A 14,533-nucleotide genomic window follows, 5' to 3' on the forward strand; every position below is an offset into this window, starting at 1 on the left:
GGAACTATCTCCACACCGGCGCTAGGATCATTGCCGAGAACGAGACCTACGCCGTGATCGCGGTGCGCGTTGAGAAGGCGTGGTTCAAGCGAAACATGGCATTGGTGGCGACGCTCGCGGAGCTGGCTCTGGACGCGCCGGTGAGGCTGAGTTGAGCAGAATGTCTCACGTGAGACATTTTCGGATGTCTCACGTTCCAGTATTGTTCTCAAGTCGTTAACAAAAAATTAAGCCTAATCAAATGCTTGGCGAAAGCTAAAGAAGCTCACAGGGTTAAGCCGTTATTTACTCGGCGCGTGTTTACTTAAAAGACCAGTTCTGTTGCGTACGAGTGAGTAACCATGTCTGTTGTCGCCGAGTTGCTTTACTCGCGCCGCGTACCGCAGGTCGCGGTGCTGGCGCTGATCTCCTTCAGCTTCGCAGGGTGCAGCGCCGACATGTCGTCGCGACTGTCCCAGTCGAACTTCTCCAATCCCTTCGCCGAATCGACCGGTTCGGTGCAGCAGGCGCCACCGCCGCAACGTGAGCTGCCGCAATATGCCCGGCCGCAGACGCAGCCGGGCTATTATCAGTCCCAGCCGTTGCCGCCGCCGGCGGTTTCCGCCCCGCAATCGTATCCCGTTGCGGCGGGTGGCGGGGTGTCCGGAGGCGGGCGTGGCGTACAATCCTATGCGCCCCCGACGCAGCCGCATCTTGATACCACGGCTACCGTACCGCCGCGCTCGGTTGCGGCCCAGCCGGCTGGCGGCACCAAGATCATCGTCGGCACCAGCGACACGCTCGACGTGCTCGCCAAGCGCTATCATGTCACCCCGCAGGCGATCCTTGCCGCCAACGGTTACAAGGGGCCGCGTGCGCTCTCGCCCGGCCAGCAACTGATCATCCCGCATCCGGGCGCGACCGCTGCTGCGCCTGCGCCGGTGATGGCTCCCGTCGCGGCCGCTCCGGCGCTGGCACCTGCTGCCAAGCCGGTTGCAGCCGTCGCCGCGCCGCCGAGCATTCACTTCGTCAATCATGGCGACACGCTCGCCAGCATCGCCCGCAAGAACCACATCTCCGCGGCTGAACTGGCCCGCGCCAACGGTCTGGCTCCGTCGGCCAAGCTCAAGCTCGGCACCAAGCTGACCGTGCCCGGCGCCAGGACCGCCGCGGTTGCGGCCCCGGTTGCTCCGGCTCCCGTCGCAGCCGCCCCGGTTGCGGGTGCGCTGCAGCCCGTTGCGCCCGCGCCCGCCACCAAGATGGCCGCCGTCGCCGCGCCGGTGCAGAGCGCTCGCCTGGCTCAGGCCACGGCCAATGTCGAAGAGAAGCCCGCCGAGACACCGGCGAAGGCTGCGGAGGCTACCGGCGCACTGCCGACCTTCCGCTGGCCGGTCCGCGGGAAGGTGGTTACGAGCTACGGCGCCAAGACCAATGGCAAGTCCAATGACGGCATCAATCTTGCGGTGCCCGAAGGTACGCCGGTCAAGGCGGCTGAAGACGGCGTCGTCGCCTATTCCGGCAACGAGCTGAAAGGTTACGGCAATCTGGTCCTGGTTCGGCACTCCAACGGCTACGTCACCGCATATGCCCATGCGAGTGAGCTGTTGGTGAAGCGCGGTGATACCATCAAGCGCGGTCAGGTCATTGCCAAGTCGGGTCAATCCGGGGAGGTGGCGTCGCCGCAGCTCCACTTCGAGATCCGCAAGGGATCGAGCCCGGTTGACCCGCTTCAATTCCTGAACGGGGCGTGAGGCGCACGCCTCCTGCGCAAGAACGATGGCGTCGCCGGGCCTGTGCGCAATTGTGCACGGGCCCGGGCGGCCCGATATTCAGAAACAGTCGTTGTTGAGCCGACAAGCCGCGGCGCACTGGATTCCCCGCTTTCGCGGGGAATGACATTTGTGTGTGGAGCGAGACCTTCGGCTACTTGGCCGTCAGCTTCACGCCGAGCCGGCCGGCAAGCTCCTGCACGAACTGCCAGGCGACGCGGCCCGAACGCGAGCCGCGGGTGGTCGACCATTCCAGCGCCTCGCGCTCCAGCGCCTCGTCGTCGATCTTGATGCCGAAATGGCTGCAATAGCCGCGCACCATGGCGAGATATTCGTCCTGGCTGCAACGGTGGAAGCCGAGCCAGAGGCCGAAGCGATCCGATAGCGAGACCTTCTCTTCGACCGCTTCGCCGGGATTGATCGCGGTCGAGCGCTCGTTCTCGATCATCTCACGCGCAAGCAGATGACGGCGGTTGGAGGTGGCGTAGAGGATGACGTTCTCGGGCCGGCCCTCGATGCCGCCTTCGAGCACGGCCTTGAGCGACTTGTACGAGGCATCGTTGCCGTCGAAGGAGAGGTCGTCGCAGAACACGATGAAGCGGAAGGACGAGGCGCGCAGCTGCTCCATGAGCGCTGGCAGGCTCTCGATGTCCTCGCGGTGGATCTCGATCAGCTTCAGCTTGTCGGCGGCCTTGCGGTCCGCGTTGATGCTGGCGTGCGCGGCCTTCACCAGCGACGACTTGCCCATGCCGCGCGCGCCCCAGAGCAGGGCGTTGTTGGCGGGCAGGCCGTTGGCGAAGCGCTCGGTGTTCTCCATCAGGATGTCGCGCATCCGGTCGACGCCCTTGAGGAGGAACAACTCGACACGGCTGACCCGCGGCACCGCAGCGAGGCGGCCGTCGGGATGCCAGACATAGGCGTCCGCCCGTTCGAACGACTCGTGCTCGACGGCCGGATTGCCTTGCGCCGAGAGGTGCGCCGCAATGGTCTCGAGGGCGCGCACGATGCGCTCCTGGGAGAGGTCTGGGGCTGCGTTAGGGGCTGCCTTGGGGCGTTTTGCCGCGACGCTAGCGGGCTTTTTGGCAGGGGTACGGTGGCCTTTGCCGGCCGGGCTTTTGTTTGGTTTTTTGGGCATGTCCGAAGTTCCTGAGAAGGCAGCCTTATCGGGCCTGCGGCCCCGCCGCAAGGTGGCCAAATCGACGGTCTGGCAGCGTTGCAATTGGGGCGGTGGCCGCTATAGTCCGCGCGAATTTGACCGAACCGGTCGCCTTTGAGGGCCTGACCGGCTGTCTCCCGTTCTCACGAGGATTGTCCGAATGCTGATTACCCCTGCGTATGCCCAGGCTGCGGGCGCCGTCGACACCAACAGCATGTTGATGTCGCTGCTGCCGTTCGCCCTGATCTTCGTGATCATGTACTTCCTGATTCTGCGCCCGCAGCAGAAGAAGGTGCGCGACCATGCCGACCTCGTGAAGAACATCCGCCGCGGCGACACCGTGGTGACGTCGGGCGGCCTCGTCGGCAAGGTCACCAAGGTCGTCGACGACGACCAGATCGAGTTCGAGATTTCCGATGGCGTGCGAGTGCGGCAAATGCGCCAGATGATCTCCGGCGTGCGCGCCAAGGGCGAGCCGGCCAAAGAAAGCGCAAAGGAAAGCGCCAAGGACGACACCGCGGCCAAGTGAGTGTTTCCGCGAGTCTCTCAAGTCTCCTGATCTGACAGGTCCAGTCGATGTTGTATTTCACGCGGTGGAGGGCGCTGGGGATTATCCTGACGGCGCTGATCGTGTGCCTCTGCGCGGTCCCGAACTTCTTCCCCGAGGCGCAGGTCAAGACCTGGCCCGCCTGGGCGCAGCGTCGGCTCGTGCTTGGCCTCGACCTTCAGGGCGGCTCCTATCTGCTGCTCGAGGTCGACTCCAACTATGTGAAGAAGGAGAGGCTCGACCAGGTCCGCGACGACGTTCGCCGGACGCTGCGCGACGCCAAGATCGGCTTCACCGGCGGCGTCACCGTGCGCAACGACGCGGCCGAGGTCCGTATCACCAAGGAATCCGACGTGCAGCCCGCGCTCGCCAAGCTGCGCGAGCTGTCCCAGCCGCTGGGCGGATTGATAGGATCCAGCGGTCAGCGCGACCTTGAGGTGACCGATGCCGGTGGCGGGGTGATCCGCCTGAGCATCCCGCAGGCCGCGATGCTCGACCGCCTTCGCAAAACCATCGAGCAGTCGATCCAGATCGTTGAACGCCGCGTCAACGAGCTCGGCACCGTCGAGCCTGTTATCCAGCGCCAGGGCAACGACCGCATCCTGGTGCAGGTGCCGGGTCTTCAGGACCCGACCCGTCTGAAGGAATTGCTGGGCAAGACCGCGAAGATGGAATTCCGCATGGTCGACACGTCCGTGCCGCCGGATCAGGCGCAGCAAGGGCGATTGCCGCCGGAATCCGAACTGTTGATGAGCGCGTCGCCGCCACCGGTTCCCTATGTCGTCAAGAAGCAGGTGCTGGTCGCCGGCGGCGATCTGACCGATGCCCAGGCGAGCTTCGACCAGCGCACGGGTGAGCCCGTCGTCAGCTTCAAGTTCAATACGTCGGGCGCGCGCAAATTCTCGCAGGCCACGCAAGAGAACGTGGGGCTGCCGTTTGCGATCGTTCTCGACAACAAGGTGATCTCGGCGCCGGTCATCCGTGAGCCGATCACCGGCGGGCAGGGCCAGATCTCCGGTAATTTCACCGTGCAATCGGCGAACGATCTCGCGATTCTCTTGCGCGCCGGCGCGCTGCCGGCGCCGCTGACCGTGGTTGAAGAGCGCACCGTCGGTCCGGGCCTCGGCCAGGATTCGATCGAGAAGGGTGAGCTTGCGGCTTACGTCGGCTCGATCCTCGTCATTGTGTTCATGCTGCTGACCTACCGGCTGTTCGGCGTGTTCGCCAACATCGCGGTGGCGATCAACGTCGCGATGATCTTCGGCCTGCTGTCGCTGCTCAACGCCACGCTGACGCTGCCCGGCATCGCCGGCATCGTGCTCACCGTCGGCATCGCGGTCGACTCCAACGTGCTGATCTACGAGCGCATCCGCGAGGAGCTGCGCGGCGGCCGCAACGCGATCTCGGCGATCGACGCCGGTTTCAAGCGGGCGCTTGCGACCATTCTCGATTCCAACATCACCACCTTCATTGCCGCCGCGGTGCTGTTCTACATCGGCACCGGCCCGGTGCGCGGCTTCGCCGTGACGCTCGGTATCGGCATCATCACCACGGTGTTCACCGCCTTCACGCTGACCCGGCTGATCGTGGCCTGGTGGGTGCGGTGGAAGCGGCCGCAGAGCGTGCCGATCTAGGAGCCTGATCGTGACTCACTACGTTCTCATCGGGCTTGGCATCCTCATTGCCATTCTCACCGTGGTTGCGGCGCTCGGTCTGCTGCCGTCACTGCGGATTGTCCCTGACAACACGCATTTCGACTTCACGCGCTTCCGCCGCATCAGCTTCCCGATTTCGGCGGCGCTGTCGATCGTCGCGATCACGTTGTTCTTCACCCACGGCCTGAATTTCGGCATCGACTTCCGCGGCGGCACGCTGCTCGAGGTGCAGGCGAAGTCCGGCCATGCCGACATAGCGGCGATGCGCACCACGCTCGACGCCCTGGGGCTTGGCGAGGTCCAGCTGCAGCAGTTCGGCGGCCCCGAGAACGTCCTGATCCGTGTCGCGGAGCAGCCGGGCGGCGACGCTGCCCAGCAGGCAGCCGTGCAGAAGGTCCGCACCGCGCTCGGCGATTCCGTCGAATACCGCCGGGTCGAAGTGGTCGGTCCGCGCGTCTCCGGCGAGCTGCTGGCCTTCGGCATGCTCGGCCTGATGCTCGCGATCGTCGCGATCCTGATCTATCTTTGGTTCCGCTTCGAATGGCAGTTCGCGCTGGGCGCCATGATCGCCAACGTGCACGACATCGTGCTGACGATCGGCTTCATGTCGATCAGCCAGGTCGACTTCGACCTGACCAGCATCGCTGCGCTCCTGACCATTCTGGGCTATTCGCTCAATGACACCGTCGTCATCTACGACCGTATCCGCGAAATGCTGCGGCGCTACAAGAAGATGCCGATGCCGCAGCTCCTCAACGAGTCCATCAACTCGACGCTGTCGCGTTCGATCATCACCCACGTCACCGTGACGTTGGCGTTGCTCGCGCTGCTGATATTCGGCGGTCACGCCATCCACAGCTTCACCGCAGTCATGATGTTCGGCGTGGTGCTGGTCGGTACCTACACCTCGATCTTCATCGCGGCTCCGATCCTGATCTACCTCGGCGTCGGCGAGCATCGTGAAGATGCGCCCGATACGGCTACGCCGGCGAAGAAAAACAAGGCATGATCCGAACCCTATGCCCTCGCACGAGTTTGCGAGGGCAGTAAGCTTATTCGGACCAAGCTCATGGCCGGCGACCCCAACGCACCTCATTTCCCGCGCTCGGCGCCGATCGACGCCTATGGCAAGGGCGGCTTCGCCTTTGCCGGCATGTCGCATCGGGGATCGCTGCTCTGTCTGCCTGACGCAATCTGGGCCTGGGACGTGACAGATCCCACCAAGATCGATCGCTATTCGCTGGATCGGGTCTTCGCGGCCGCCAACAGCATCGACACGCTCCTGGTCGGGACTGGAACCGGGGCCTGGCTGCCACCGCCGGAGCTGCGCCAGGCGCTGAAGGCGGTGAGGGTGGTTCTGGATACGATGCAGACCGGCCCCGCCGTGCGCACCTACAACATCATGATCGGCGAACGGCGCCGCGTTGCGGCCGCGCTGATTGCCGTGCCATGAGCAGCGCCGCGCCGCCGCCCGATTCGGTTGCCTTCTGCGCCGATCTGGTGCGCAGCCATGACTTTCCGCGCTATGTCGCGGCGCTATTCGCGCCCAGCGCCGAGCGCCGCGCGCTGCTGGCGCTCTATGCCTTCAATGTCGAAATCGTCCGCGTCCGCGACCAGGTGAGCCAGCCGTTGCCCGGGGAAATCCGCCTGCAATGGTGGACCGACATGCTGTCGGGCCATGTTCATGGCAGTGCCGAGGGCAATCCGGTCGCGGCGGAGCTCTTGCGTGCAATCCGCGATTTCGATCTGCCGGTCGAGCCGCTGTCGCTGCTCGCCGACGAGCATCAGTTCGATCTCTACAACGACCCGATGCCGACGCTGACGGCGCTGGAAGGCTATCTGGCCGCGACCTGTTCGGCGTTGTTCGCTCTCGCGGCGCGGATCATGGCGCCACCCTCGGAAGCAGCCGAGCATCTCGCGCGGCATGCCGGACTGGCCCAGGGCATCGTGCAGATCATCGCGAACCTGCCGCGCGATGCCGCGCACCGGCAGCTGTTCCTGCCGCAGCAACTTCTGACGAGCCATGGCTGCGGCATGGAGGACGTGTTCGCGGGCAAGGAGACGCCCAATCTGCACGCGGTGCTGGAACAGCTCACAGGCGAGGCCGAGCAGCATTTGACCACGGCCTTGTCGCTGCTGGCGCAGGTGCCGGCTTCCGTGCGTCCAGCGTTCCTGCCGCTGAGCCAGGTGCGGGCCGACCTCAAGCGCCTGTCGCGGCCGGGACGCAATCCGTTCACGCCGCAGCCATCGTCGCGGCTGCGCACGCTGTGGACGCTGTGGCGGGCTTCACGATCGCGGGAATTTACCAAATAGAGGTTGGCTTATCGCCTCGACCTGCCAAATGCTCTATGCTGTCCCATGGCTGAGTTGTCCCAAAGCACGTCGTCCGATCTGAGCGGATTTCCGGTCGCGCCGGCAGACATTCATGCCGCCGCCGAGACCATCCGGGGCGCCGTCGTCGAGACGCCCTGCAGCTACAGTCGCACGCTGAGCAATATCTGCGGCTGCGACATCTGGCTCAAATTCGAGAACCTCCAGTTCACCTCCTCGTTCAAGGAGCGCGGCGCGCTCAACCGGCTCACCGCGCTGACTGAGAAGGAACGTGCGCGCGGCGTCATCGCGATGTCGGCGGGAAACCACGCGCAGGGCGTCGCCTATCACGCCAAGCGGCTCGGCATTCCCGCGACCATCGTGATGCCGGTCGGCACGCCGATGGTGAAGGTCGAGAACACGAAGCACCACGGTGCCGAGGTGGTGGTCACGGGCGCGACGCTGGAGGAGGCGGCCGCGTTTGCGCGAAGCCACGGCGAAGCCCGCGGCATGATCTTCGTCCATCCCTATGACGATCCGCTGGTGATCGCGGGGCAGGGCACCGTCGGGCTGGAGATGCTCAAGTCTGTGCCGGAGCTCGATATGCTGGTCGTCCCGATCGGCGGCGGCGGGCTAATCAGCGGCATCGCCATTGCGGCGAAATCAATCAAGCCGTCACTGCGGATATTGGGCGTCGAGGCCTGGCTCTATCCCTCGATGTACAACGCCATCCACGACGGCAATCTCCCGGCGCGCGGCGATACGCTGGCCGAAGGCATCGCGGTGAAATCGCCGGGCAAGATCACCACCGAGATCGTCCGCCGTCTCGTCGACGACATTGCGCTCGTGAACGAAGCCGAGCTCGAGCGCGCGGTTGCGACCCTGATCTCGATCGAGAAGACCGTCGTCGAGGGCGCCGGCGCCGCCGGCCTTGCCGCGCTGATGTCCGATCCGTCCCGCTTCGCCGGCCAGAAGGTTGGCCTGGTGCTGAGCGGCGGCAATATCGATACAAGACTGATCGCCTCGGTGCTCACGCGCGAGCTGGCGCGCGAGGGGAGGCTGACCCAGCTGTCGCTCGATATCCCGGACCGGCCGGGCCAGCTCGCTGCCGTGGCCGCGCTTCTGGCCGAAGCCGGCGCCAACATCATCGAAGTCTCGCATCAGCGCACCTTCTCCGACCTGCCGGCCAAGGCAACGCTGCTGCAGCTCGTCATCGAGACCCGCGACAGCGCCCATCTCGAGGAGGTCATGGCCAGGCTCGGGGCATCCGGATTGAGCGCGCGCTGCACGTGAGCGGACGCGCCGCTACTCCGGCAGGCCGGCGGCACGAAGCGCCTCGCCAAGGGACGAGGCGAGCGCCGGCGCGCAGTTGACCCCTTGAAACTGTCGGCTGTAGCGGAACGCCGGATGCAGCTCGAGCACCTGTGCGGCTGCCGCTCGCGCCTCCTGCAACCGTCCAAGCTTCGCCAGCGCGGCGGCCAGTTGCACATAGGTGATGCTATGGCGGGGATTGGCTTGAACCGCGCGGTAGGCGGCGCGGCACGCCTCCTCATATCGGCCGCGATTGAAGTGCCCCAGCGCCTGTGCATCGAATGCGGCGAAAGCCCAGGAATCGAACGGGCTGAGCCGCATGCCTCGTTCGCTCCATTCGATGGCGCTGTCGGAATCCCCGCCCCATGCGAGCATTACACTGCCGAGGATGTAGGTCAGCGCCGATGATGGGCTGATGGCGAGCGCGGCGTCGAGCGCCGTGAACGCCGCCGAGCGATCGTGCCCATCCATGCCGATCGAAAAGCCCGCTAATGTGAGGGCCGGCGCGTCGTCCTGGCCGTGAGTGATCGCTAACCGCGCGTGGCGGATGGATGCCGAACGATTCACCTCCTGCAAGCCGGCCCGAAGGAACAGGCAGTGGTGGCACATCGCGGCGTTGCCATGGGCCAGCGCATAATCAGGTTCGAGCGCGATCGAACGTTCGAGAAGCACGAGCGCCTGCGTGACCTGTTTCGGCATGCCGGAATCGACATCCGGCTGGGCTCGCAGGACGAGATCATAGGCATCGAGGCTCTCGGGCCGTTTGCGTTTGACCCTGTTGATTTCGGCGCGCCGCAGGCTCGGCGCAATCGCGCCGACAACTGACAGGGCAATGTCGTCCTGAAGCTCGAAAAAGTCTTCAGACCGGCGATCGTAGCGTTCGGCCCATACATGCATCCCGGTCGAGGCGTCGATCAACTGACCCGTGATACGCACCGTCGTGCCGGTCTTTCGGACGCTTCCTTCAAGCACGTACCGCACACCAAGCTCGCGGCCGACCTGCGTCACGTCGACCGCACGGCCCTTGTAAGTGAACGTCGAATTCCGGGCGATCACGAACAGCCAGTTGATGCGCGACAGGCCGGTGATGATGTCGTCGACCATCCCATCGCCAAAGTAGTCCTGCTCCGCATCGCCGCTCAGATTTGCAAAGGGTAGCACCGCGATAGACGGCCGGTCCGGCAATGCCAGAGAAGGCGTATCGGAGGCCGCGGATGCGCGATCCGGATCGGCCGTCGACACGGCCGGACCGACATAGCGATAGCCGCGCCGCGGCAGAGTCTCGATCCAGCGCGCCTCTCCGGACATATCCGCCAGAGTGCGCCGTATGGCGGCGATCTGGACGGTCAGATTGCTGTCTTCGATCGCCTGGGCGGGCCACGCCGCCTCGATCAAGTCGTCCTTGGACACCGGCGCGCCGGCCCGCCGAACGAGCAAGGCCAAGAGCAGCACAGCGCGCTGGCCGAGAGGGGTCGGCTCCGCACCGTGGAAAAGGATCCCCGCATCAACGTCGAGGCGAAATGGACCAAATTCAAGGATCGTGACCATCGTCGAAGAAGGGCACGTTTCGCAGGTTTTTTGCAATGATTTCCGAACGGTTTCACGACTTTCCGGCGCGTCCGGGTCACCATGGCACGATATTAGCGCAACGCCATAACGAGCCATGGAGGGGCATATGAACGCGAAACCGGTGATCCGCAGACCCGGCGAGACCAAGGGGGTGATGCTGCGCGGCCAGCCGATGGCGTTCCTGGTAACCGGGGAAGACACCCGGCACACCAGCATGTTCGACTGGACGATCCCGGCCGGATTCGCCACGGGCCGGCACGTTCATCGCGTGCAGGAGGAGACGTTCTACATGCTTGAAGGCGAGTGCGAATGGCACGTCGCCGAAGAGGTCGTCCGGGCTACGCCAGGGACCTACCTCTTCATTCCTCCGAGTGTCCCCCACAACATCACCAATGCCAGCGACAAGCCCGCCCGCGTGCTCATGACAGTGTCCCCGCCGGGGCACGAACATTACTTCGAAGAGCTGGCCAGGCTGACCGCCAGCGGAACGCCGGATGCGAAGGCCATCAGCGAGTTGCGTGCACGCTTCGATACCGACCAGCTATCGGCGCTAACGACAAGGCCTTGAAATCCACGCCCGAGGGCGTGCAGCAGTTTAGCGCTGCGCCAGGTTCGCGAGGTGGTCGATCAGCCGGTCGATCTCGGCTTCCGTGTTGTAGTAGTGCGGGGATGCACGCACGACCGGCGGCAGCGAGCGGAGCTCGGCATCGATCCGGGTGCTGGACGGCTGTGACGCGCCGATCGAGATGCCTGCGGCAGCGGCACTGCTGACAATGGCGTCCGCCTCATATCCTTTCATCATGAAGCTGACGATGGCGCCCGGTGCGCGGCCGAGATCGCGAATGGTGACTCCAGGAAGGGAAGCGAGGCCGCTGCGAAGACGGTCCGCAAGCATGCGGCAGCGTTGTTCGATAGGGGCAAGGCCGATCTCAAGGGCATAGTCGACAGAAGCGCCCAGCCCCAGCCGGGCCGCGTAGTTGTTCTCCCAGGTCTCGAAGCGGCGGGCGTCGTCGCGGAGTCGATATTCATCTCGCGAGACCCAGGGGGCCGCGAAGTGGTCGATCATGGGCGGCTCGAGTTGTTGCCGCAACGCCCGGCGGACGTAGAGGAAGCCGGTGCCGCGCGGGCCGCGCAGGAACTTGCGGCCGGTCGCGGACAGCATGTCACAGCCAATGGCCTCGACGTCGACCGCCATCTGGCCGACCGCCTGGCAGGCGTCGAGCAGATAGGGAATGCCCCGCGCTCGTGCGATCTTGCCGATGGCTGCCGCCGGATTGACGAGGCCGCCATTGGTCGGAACCCAGGTGATCGCGATCAGCTTCACGCGCGCATCGATCATGCGCTCGAGCGCGTGGACATCGAGCTCGCCGCTGGCATCGCTGGGCACCACGTCGATGATCGCGCCCGTACGCTTGGCGACCTGAAGAAAGGCGACATAGTTTGCGGCGTATTCTGCCTCGGCCGTCAGGATCCGATCGCCGTTGCGAAACGGAAGCGCGTAGAAGGCCATCTGCCAGGCAACGGTCGCGTTCTCCATGAGGGCGATCTCGTCGGGCGCGGCATTCAACAGACGGGCGACGGAGCCGTAGACCGCTTCACGCCGATCAGACTCACGGTCGGCGGCGGCATAGCCACCGATCTCGCTCTCCAGATCGATATGCTGCTTCATCGCTGCGACAACGGGCGCCGGCATGAGAGCTGCGCCCGCGTTATGAAGATAGGCGAGCCGCCGTGCGGCCGGCGTGTCGGCGCGTATGCGATCGATGTCGATCACGTGAGATCCTCTGCCATCGGGTTCCCTGAGTTAGACACAATGACGCACGCGAGCAAGATCAGGCAAACTGGAGCATGCCGATCCGGGTGCCTATGCTGGTAGACAGCGCGATTTGGCCCGGAACCGAAAGGACCCTCAATGGCGAAGAACACGATTTGCCTCTGGTACGACAAGGACGCCGAAGCGGCTGCCCGTTTCTATGCCGAGACGTTCCCCGACAGCGCAGTGAGCGTCGTCCACCGCGCGCCCAGCGACTACCCGTCAGGCAAGGCCGGCGACGTGCTCACCGTCGAATTCACGGTCGCGGGCGTTGCCTGTCTCGGCCTCAACGGCGGTCCCGTGTTCAGCCACAACGAGTCCTTCTCATTCCAGATCGCGACCGACGATCAGGAGGAGACCGACCGCTATTGGAACGCCATCGTCAGCAATGGCGGGCAGGAGAGCGCCTGCGGCTGGTGCAAGGACAGATGGGGCGTTTCCTGGCAGATCACGCCGCGCGTGCTGACCGAGGCGCTGGCGGCCGGCGGCACGGAAGCCAAGCGCGCGTTCGAGGCGATGATGGGGATGACGAAAATCGACGTCGCCGCGATCGAGGCCGCACGCCGTGGTTGATATCGTCCGTTCCGATGGAATCGGAACGGGGCTCTAGATTATTGTTTTGACGCGTTTTCTTTACGCGAACCGGTATCCACTTCGCTCGAAAACGCTCTAGATGCAGAGGCTGAGCAGCTTGATGTGGCAGCCGCTGGATTTGGGCTTGCTTGCAGGCGCGGTCTCGCGCTTCACGGCAACCAGCGGCTCCTTGTCTTTGTCTTTCTTGCTCTTGCCCTTGCCCTTCGGTTCGTAATCGCCAGCGATCACCATGGCCCAATAGGTGCGCTTGCCGCTGGCGTTTTTGGCGCTCGCGATTCCGACGCGGGAGGCGTTGTGCAGCAGCAGGTTCCTGCGGTGCCCGGAGGAGTCGATCCACTGGCCGAGCGTCTTCTCGAAATTGTCGTAGCCGTAGGCGATGTTCTCGGCGGCGCGGCCTGCGCCGGCCGGTGCGACGCGCCGGTTGAACGGGCCGAGCGCATCGTGACTGAGATTGTCCTTTGCCGCCATCGCGCGCGCCTGGTCCATGGCAATGCGGTCGAGCGTGGCGTCGCGCACGACGCGGACCTCGCCATGCTTGAGGCGGAAGCTGGAGATCAACTCGGCCGGGGATTCGGCCATTGCCGGCGAGGCTGTCAGCAGCAGGAGGCCGGCGATCATACCGCCAACCGCACGTTGCATCATGGTCCCCCGAGTGCCCATAACCCCGCCAAGCCCGAATTATCCGACTGCTTCTCTATCGCCAATGTGGACGCTTCAAGGCACGGGCCGCGCTAGCTCGTCGGCAGGTCCGCCTCGAAGTTGAAGCGGTCACGGAGGTTCTTGCGCTGCTCCAGGATGTCCTTGAGGAAGGCGCGATCCTGGTCGTTTTTCATCATCGGCTCGATCAGGTCGAGCTGGTTCATGGCGACCAGTTGCAGGATCTCGGTGCGCGGCTTGCCGCTGGTATCGCGCGGCAGGGCGTGCACCACCTGGATGTGCTCCGGCGGCTTCGGACCCTTGGCGGCGGTAAGCTCGTTGCGGATCTGGCCCTCGAGCGCGGCCTGATCGGCTTCGACGAAGGCGTAGAGCCCGACGCCCGAGCGGCGGTCGGCGAAGGCGACGATGGCGGTGTCGCGCACGGCCGGGTTCTTGCGGATCAGCTCGGCCAGCACCGGCGCGTCGTTGACCAGCCTGCGGCCGCCGCCCTCGCGGTCGGTGAAGTTGAACAGGCCGCGCGTGATCGCACGGTAGACCTTCTTGCCGGTGGCGAGCCACAGGCTCGCCGCGAATGATTTCTTCGCCAGGATCTTGCGCTCGCGCGGCGTCAGCGCATCGGGCGCATAGGAGCGCTTGTGCTTCAGCAGATGCCGGAGGTCTTCGTAGGCCAGGATGCGATAGAGGCGGCCGCGGCGGGCAAAGCAGGCAGCGAGCTGGAAGTCGGTCACGTAGGCGCGCCCATCGCGGCCCACCAGCCAGTTCTGCTCTTTGGCGAGATCGTTGTGGCAGATGCCGGCGCGACGTAGCCGGCGCAGCGCCGCCTTGGCCGAGCGGAAATAGGCGAGGTCGCCATGCGGCTTGGCCAGATGCAGCGCAACGCCGTCCACGAAGCCGCGAACCAACGCGCGACGGCCGGCCCACAGAAGCTCGGGGCCGACGTTAAGACCTTTGGCGAGCGCCAGCGCATGCTTTTCGCGGGCGAACAGATGGCGCGCCAGGAGGAACGACCACCACGGCACCTCGTTGAGCCGGCGCAGTACTGCGTCGACCTCGCCGTTGTCGCTGCGGAAGCGTCCGCGCTCGACGATCGAGAACACGTCGCGCTTGAGCAGCACGCCCTCGGTCCAGCGCGCCGAGAGTTCTGCGGCGTCGTCTTTGGGGAGGCTCATCGAA

Annotated in this window: 14 protein-coding genes; 9 read left to right on the forward strand and 5 right to left on the reverse strand. The window is 65.0% G+C overall.

The genetic code is table 11. The annotated features are described in order from the left end of the window. Window positions 1-341 precede the first annotated feature (341 nt). Window positions 342-1,730 carry a LysM peptidoglycan-binding domain-containing M23 family metallopeptidase gene (locus AC629_RS03420; protein WP_084803381.1) on the forward strand — a complete coding sequence of 463 codons (1,389 nt, stop codon included), beginning with the start codon at window positions 342-344 and terminating at the stop codon, window positions 1,728-1,730. A 172-nt stretch (window positions 1,731-1,902) separates the two neighbouring features. On the opposite strand, the gene AC629_RS03425 is transcribed toward AC629_RS03420, so the two are convergent. Continuing rightward, window positions 1,903-2,883, reverse strand: coding sequence for an ATP-binding protein (locus tag AC629_RS03425; protein WP_084803382.1), 981 nt, complete (start codon window positions 2,881-2,883; stop codon window positions 1,903-1,905). A 181-nt stretch (window positions 2,884-3,064) separates the two neighbouring features. Between AC629_RS03425 and yajC the strand changes: the two genes are divergently transcribed. The 6 genes from yajC to AC629_RS03455 are packed head-to-tail and all read left to right on the forward strand — an operon-like array spanning window position 3,065 to window position 8,709. Next, window positions 3,065-3,433: a preprotein translocase subunit YajC gene (gene yajC / locus AC629_RS03430; RefSeq protein ID WP_084803383.1), complete on the forward strand. Its 369-nt coding sequence runs from the start codon at window positions 3,065-3,067 to the stop codon at window positions 3,431-3,433. 47 nt (window positions 3,434-3,480) lie between these two features. After that, a complete protein-coding gene (secD, locus tag AC629_RS03435; RefSeq protein ID WP_084803384.1) occupies window positions 3,481-5,085 on the forward strand; it encodes a protein translocase subunit SecD in 1,605 nt (534 codons plus the stop codon). Between the two features lie 10 nt (window positions 5,086-5,095). Beyond that, on the forward strand, window positions 5,096-6,115 hold the full coding sequence (gene secF / locus AC629_RS03440) for a protein translocase subunit SecF (RefSeq protein ID WP_084803385.1): 1,020 nt from the start codon (window positions 5,096-5,098) through the stop codon (window positions 6,113-6,115). 60 nt (window positions 6,116-6,175) lie between these two features. Next, on the forward strand, window positions 6,176-6,559 hold the full coding sequence (locus AC629_RS03445; protein ID WP_084803386.1) for an Mth938-like domain-containing protein: 384 nt from the start codon (window positions 6,176-6,178) through the stop codon (window positions 6,557-6,559). Further along, on the forward strand, window positions 6,556-7,419 hold the full coding sequence (locus AC629_RS03450) for a phytoene/squalene synthase family protein (protein ID WP_084803387.1): 864 nt from the start codon (window positions 6,556-6,558) through the stop codon (window positions 7,417-7,419). The genes AC629_RS03445 and AC629_RS03450 overlap by 4 nt, the downstream gene beginning before the upstream one ends. A gap of 45 nt (window positions 7,420-7,464) precedes the next feature. After that, complete coding sequence (locus AC629_RS03455) at window positions 7,465-8,709, forward strand: threonine ammonia-lyase (protein WP_084803388.1); 1,245 nt, start codon at window positions 7,465-7,467, stop codon at window positions 8,707-8,709. A gap of 12 nt (window positions 8,710-8,721) precedes the next feature. Here AC629_RS03455 and AC629_RS03460 read toward each other — a convergent pair whose 3' ends face one another. Continuing rightward, on the reverse strand, window positions 8,722-10,275 hold the full coding sequence (locus AC629_RS03460; RefSeq protein ID WP_084803389.1) for a winged helix-turn-helix domain-containing tetratricopeptide repeat protein: 1,554 nt from the start codon (window positions 10,273-10,275) through the stop codon (window positions 8,722-8,724). A 127-nt stretch (window positions 10,276-10,402) separates the two neighbouring features. Between AC629_RS03460 and AC629_RS03465 the strand changes: the two genes are divergently transcribed. After that, window positions 10,403-10,864: a cupin domain-containing protein gene (locus AC629_RS03465; RefSeq protein WP_084803422.1), complete on the forward strand. Its 462-nt coding sequence runs from the start codon at window positions 10,403-10,405 to the stop codon at window positions 10,862-10,864. Between the two features lie 27 nt (window positions 10,865-10,891). Here AC629_RS03465 and AC629_RS03470 read toward each other — a convergent pair whose 3' ends face one another. After that, entirely contained in the window at window positions 10,892-12,070 is a 1,179-nt protein-coding gene (locus AC629_RS03470) for an aminotransferase class V-fold PLP-dependent enzyme (protein ID WP_084803390.1), read from the reverse strand. 138 nt (window positions 12,071-12,208) lie between these two features. Between AC629_RS03470 and AC629_RS03475 the strand changes: the two genes are divergently transcribed. After that, window positions 12,209-12,682, forward strand: coding sequence for a VOC family protein (locus AC629_RS03475; RefSeq protein WP_084803391.1), 474 nt, complete (start codon window positions 12,209-12,211; stop codon window positions 12,680-12,682). Window positions 12,683-12,778: 96 nt separating this feature from the next. Here AC629_RS03475 and AC629_RS03480 read toward each other — a convergent pair whose 3' ends face one another. Together AC629_RS03480 and AC629_RS03485 are read right to left on the reverse strand one after the other, a co-directional pair. Then, a complete protein-coding gene (locus tag AC629_RS03480; protein ID WP_084803423.1) occupies window positions 12,779-13,342 on the reverse strand; it encodes a CAP domain-containing protein in 564 nt (187 codons plus the stop codon). Between the two features lie 92 nt (window positions 13,343-13,434). Further along, entirely contained in the window at window positions 13,435-14,529 is a 1,095-nt protein-coding gene (locus AC629_RS03485; RefSeq protein ID WP_084803392.1) for a serine/threonine protein kinase, read from the reverse strand. Window positions 14,530-14,533 lie beyond the last annotated feature (4 nt).

The organism is Bradyrhizobium sp. NAS80.1 (genome assembly GCF_001908205.1).
GTDB lineage: Bacteria > Pseudomonadota > Alphaproteobacteria > Rhizobiales > Xanthobacteraceae > Bradyrhizobium.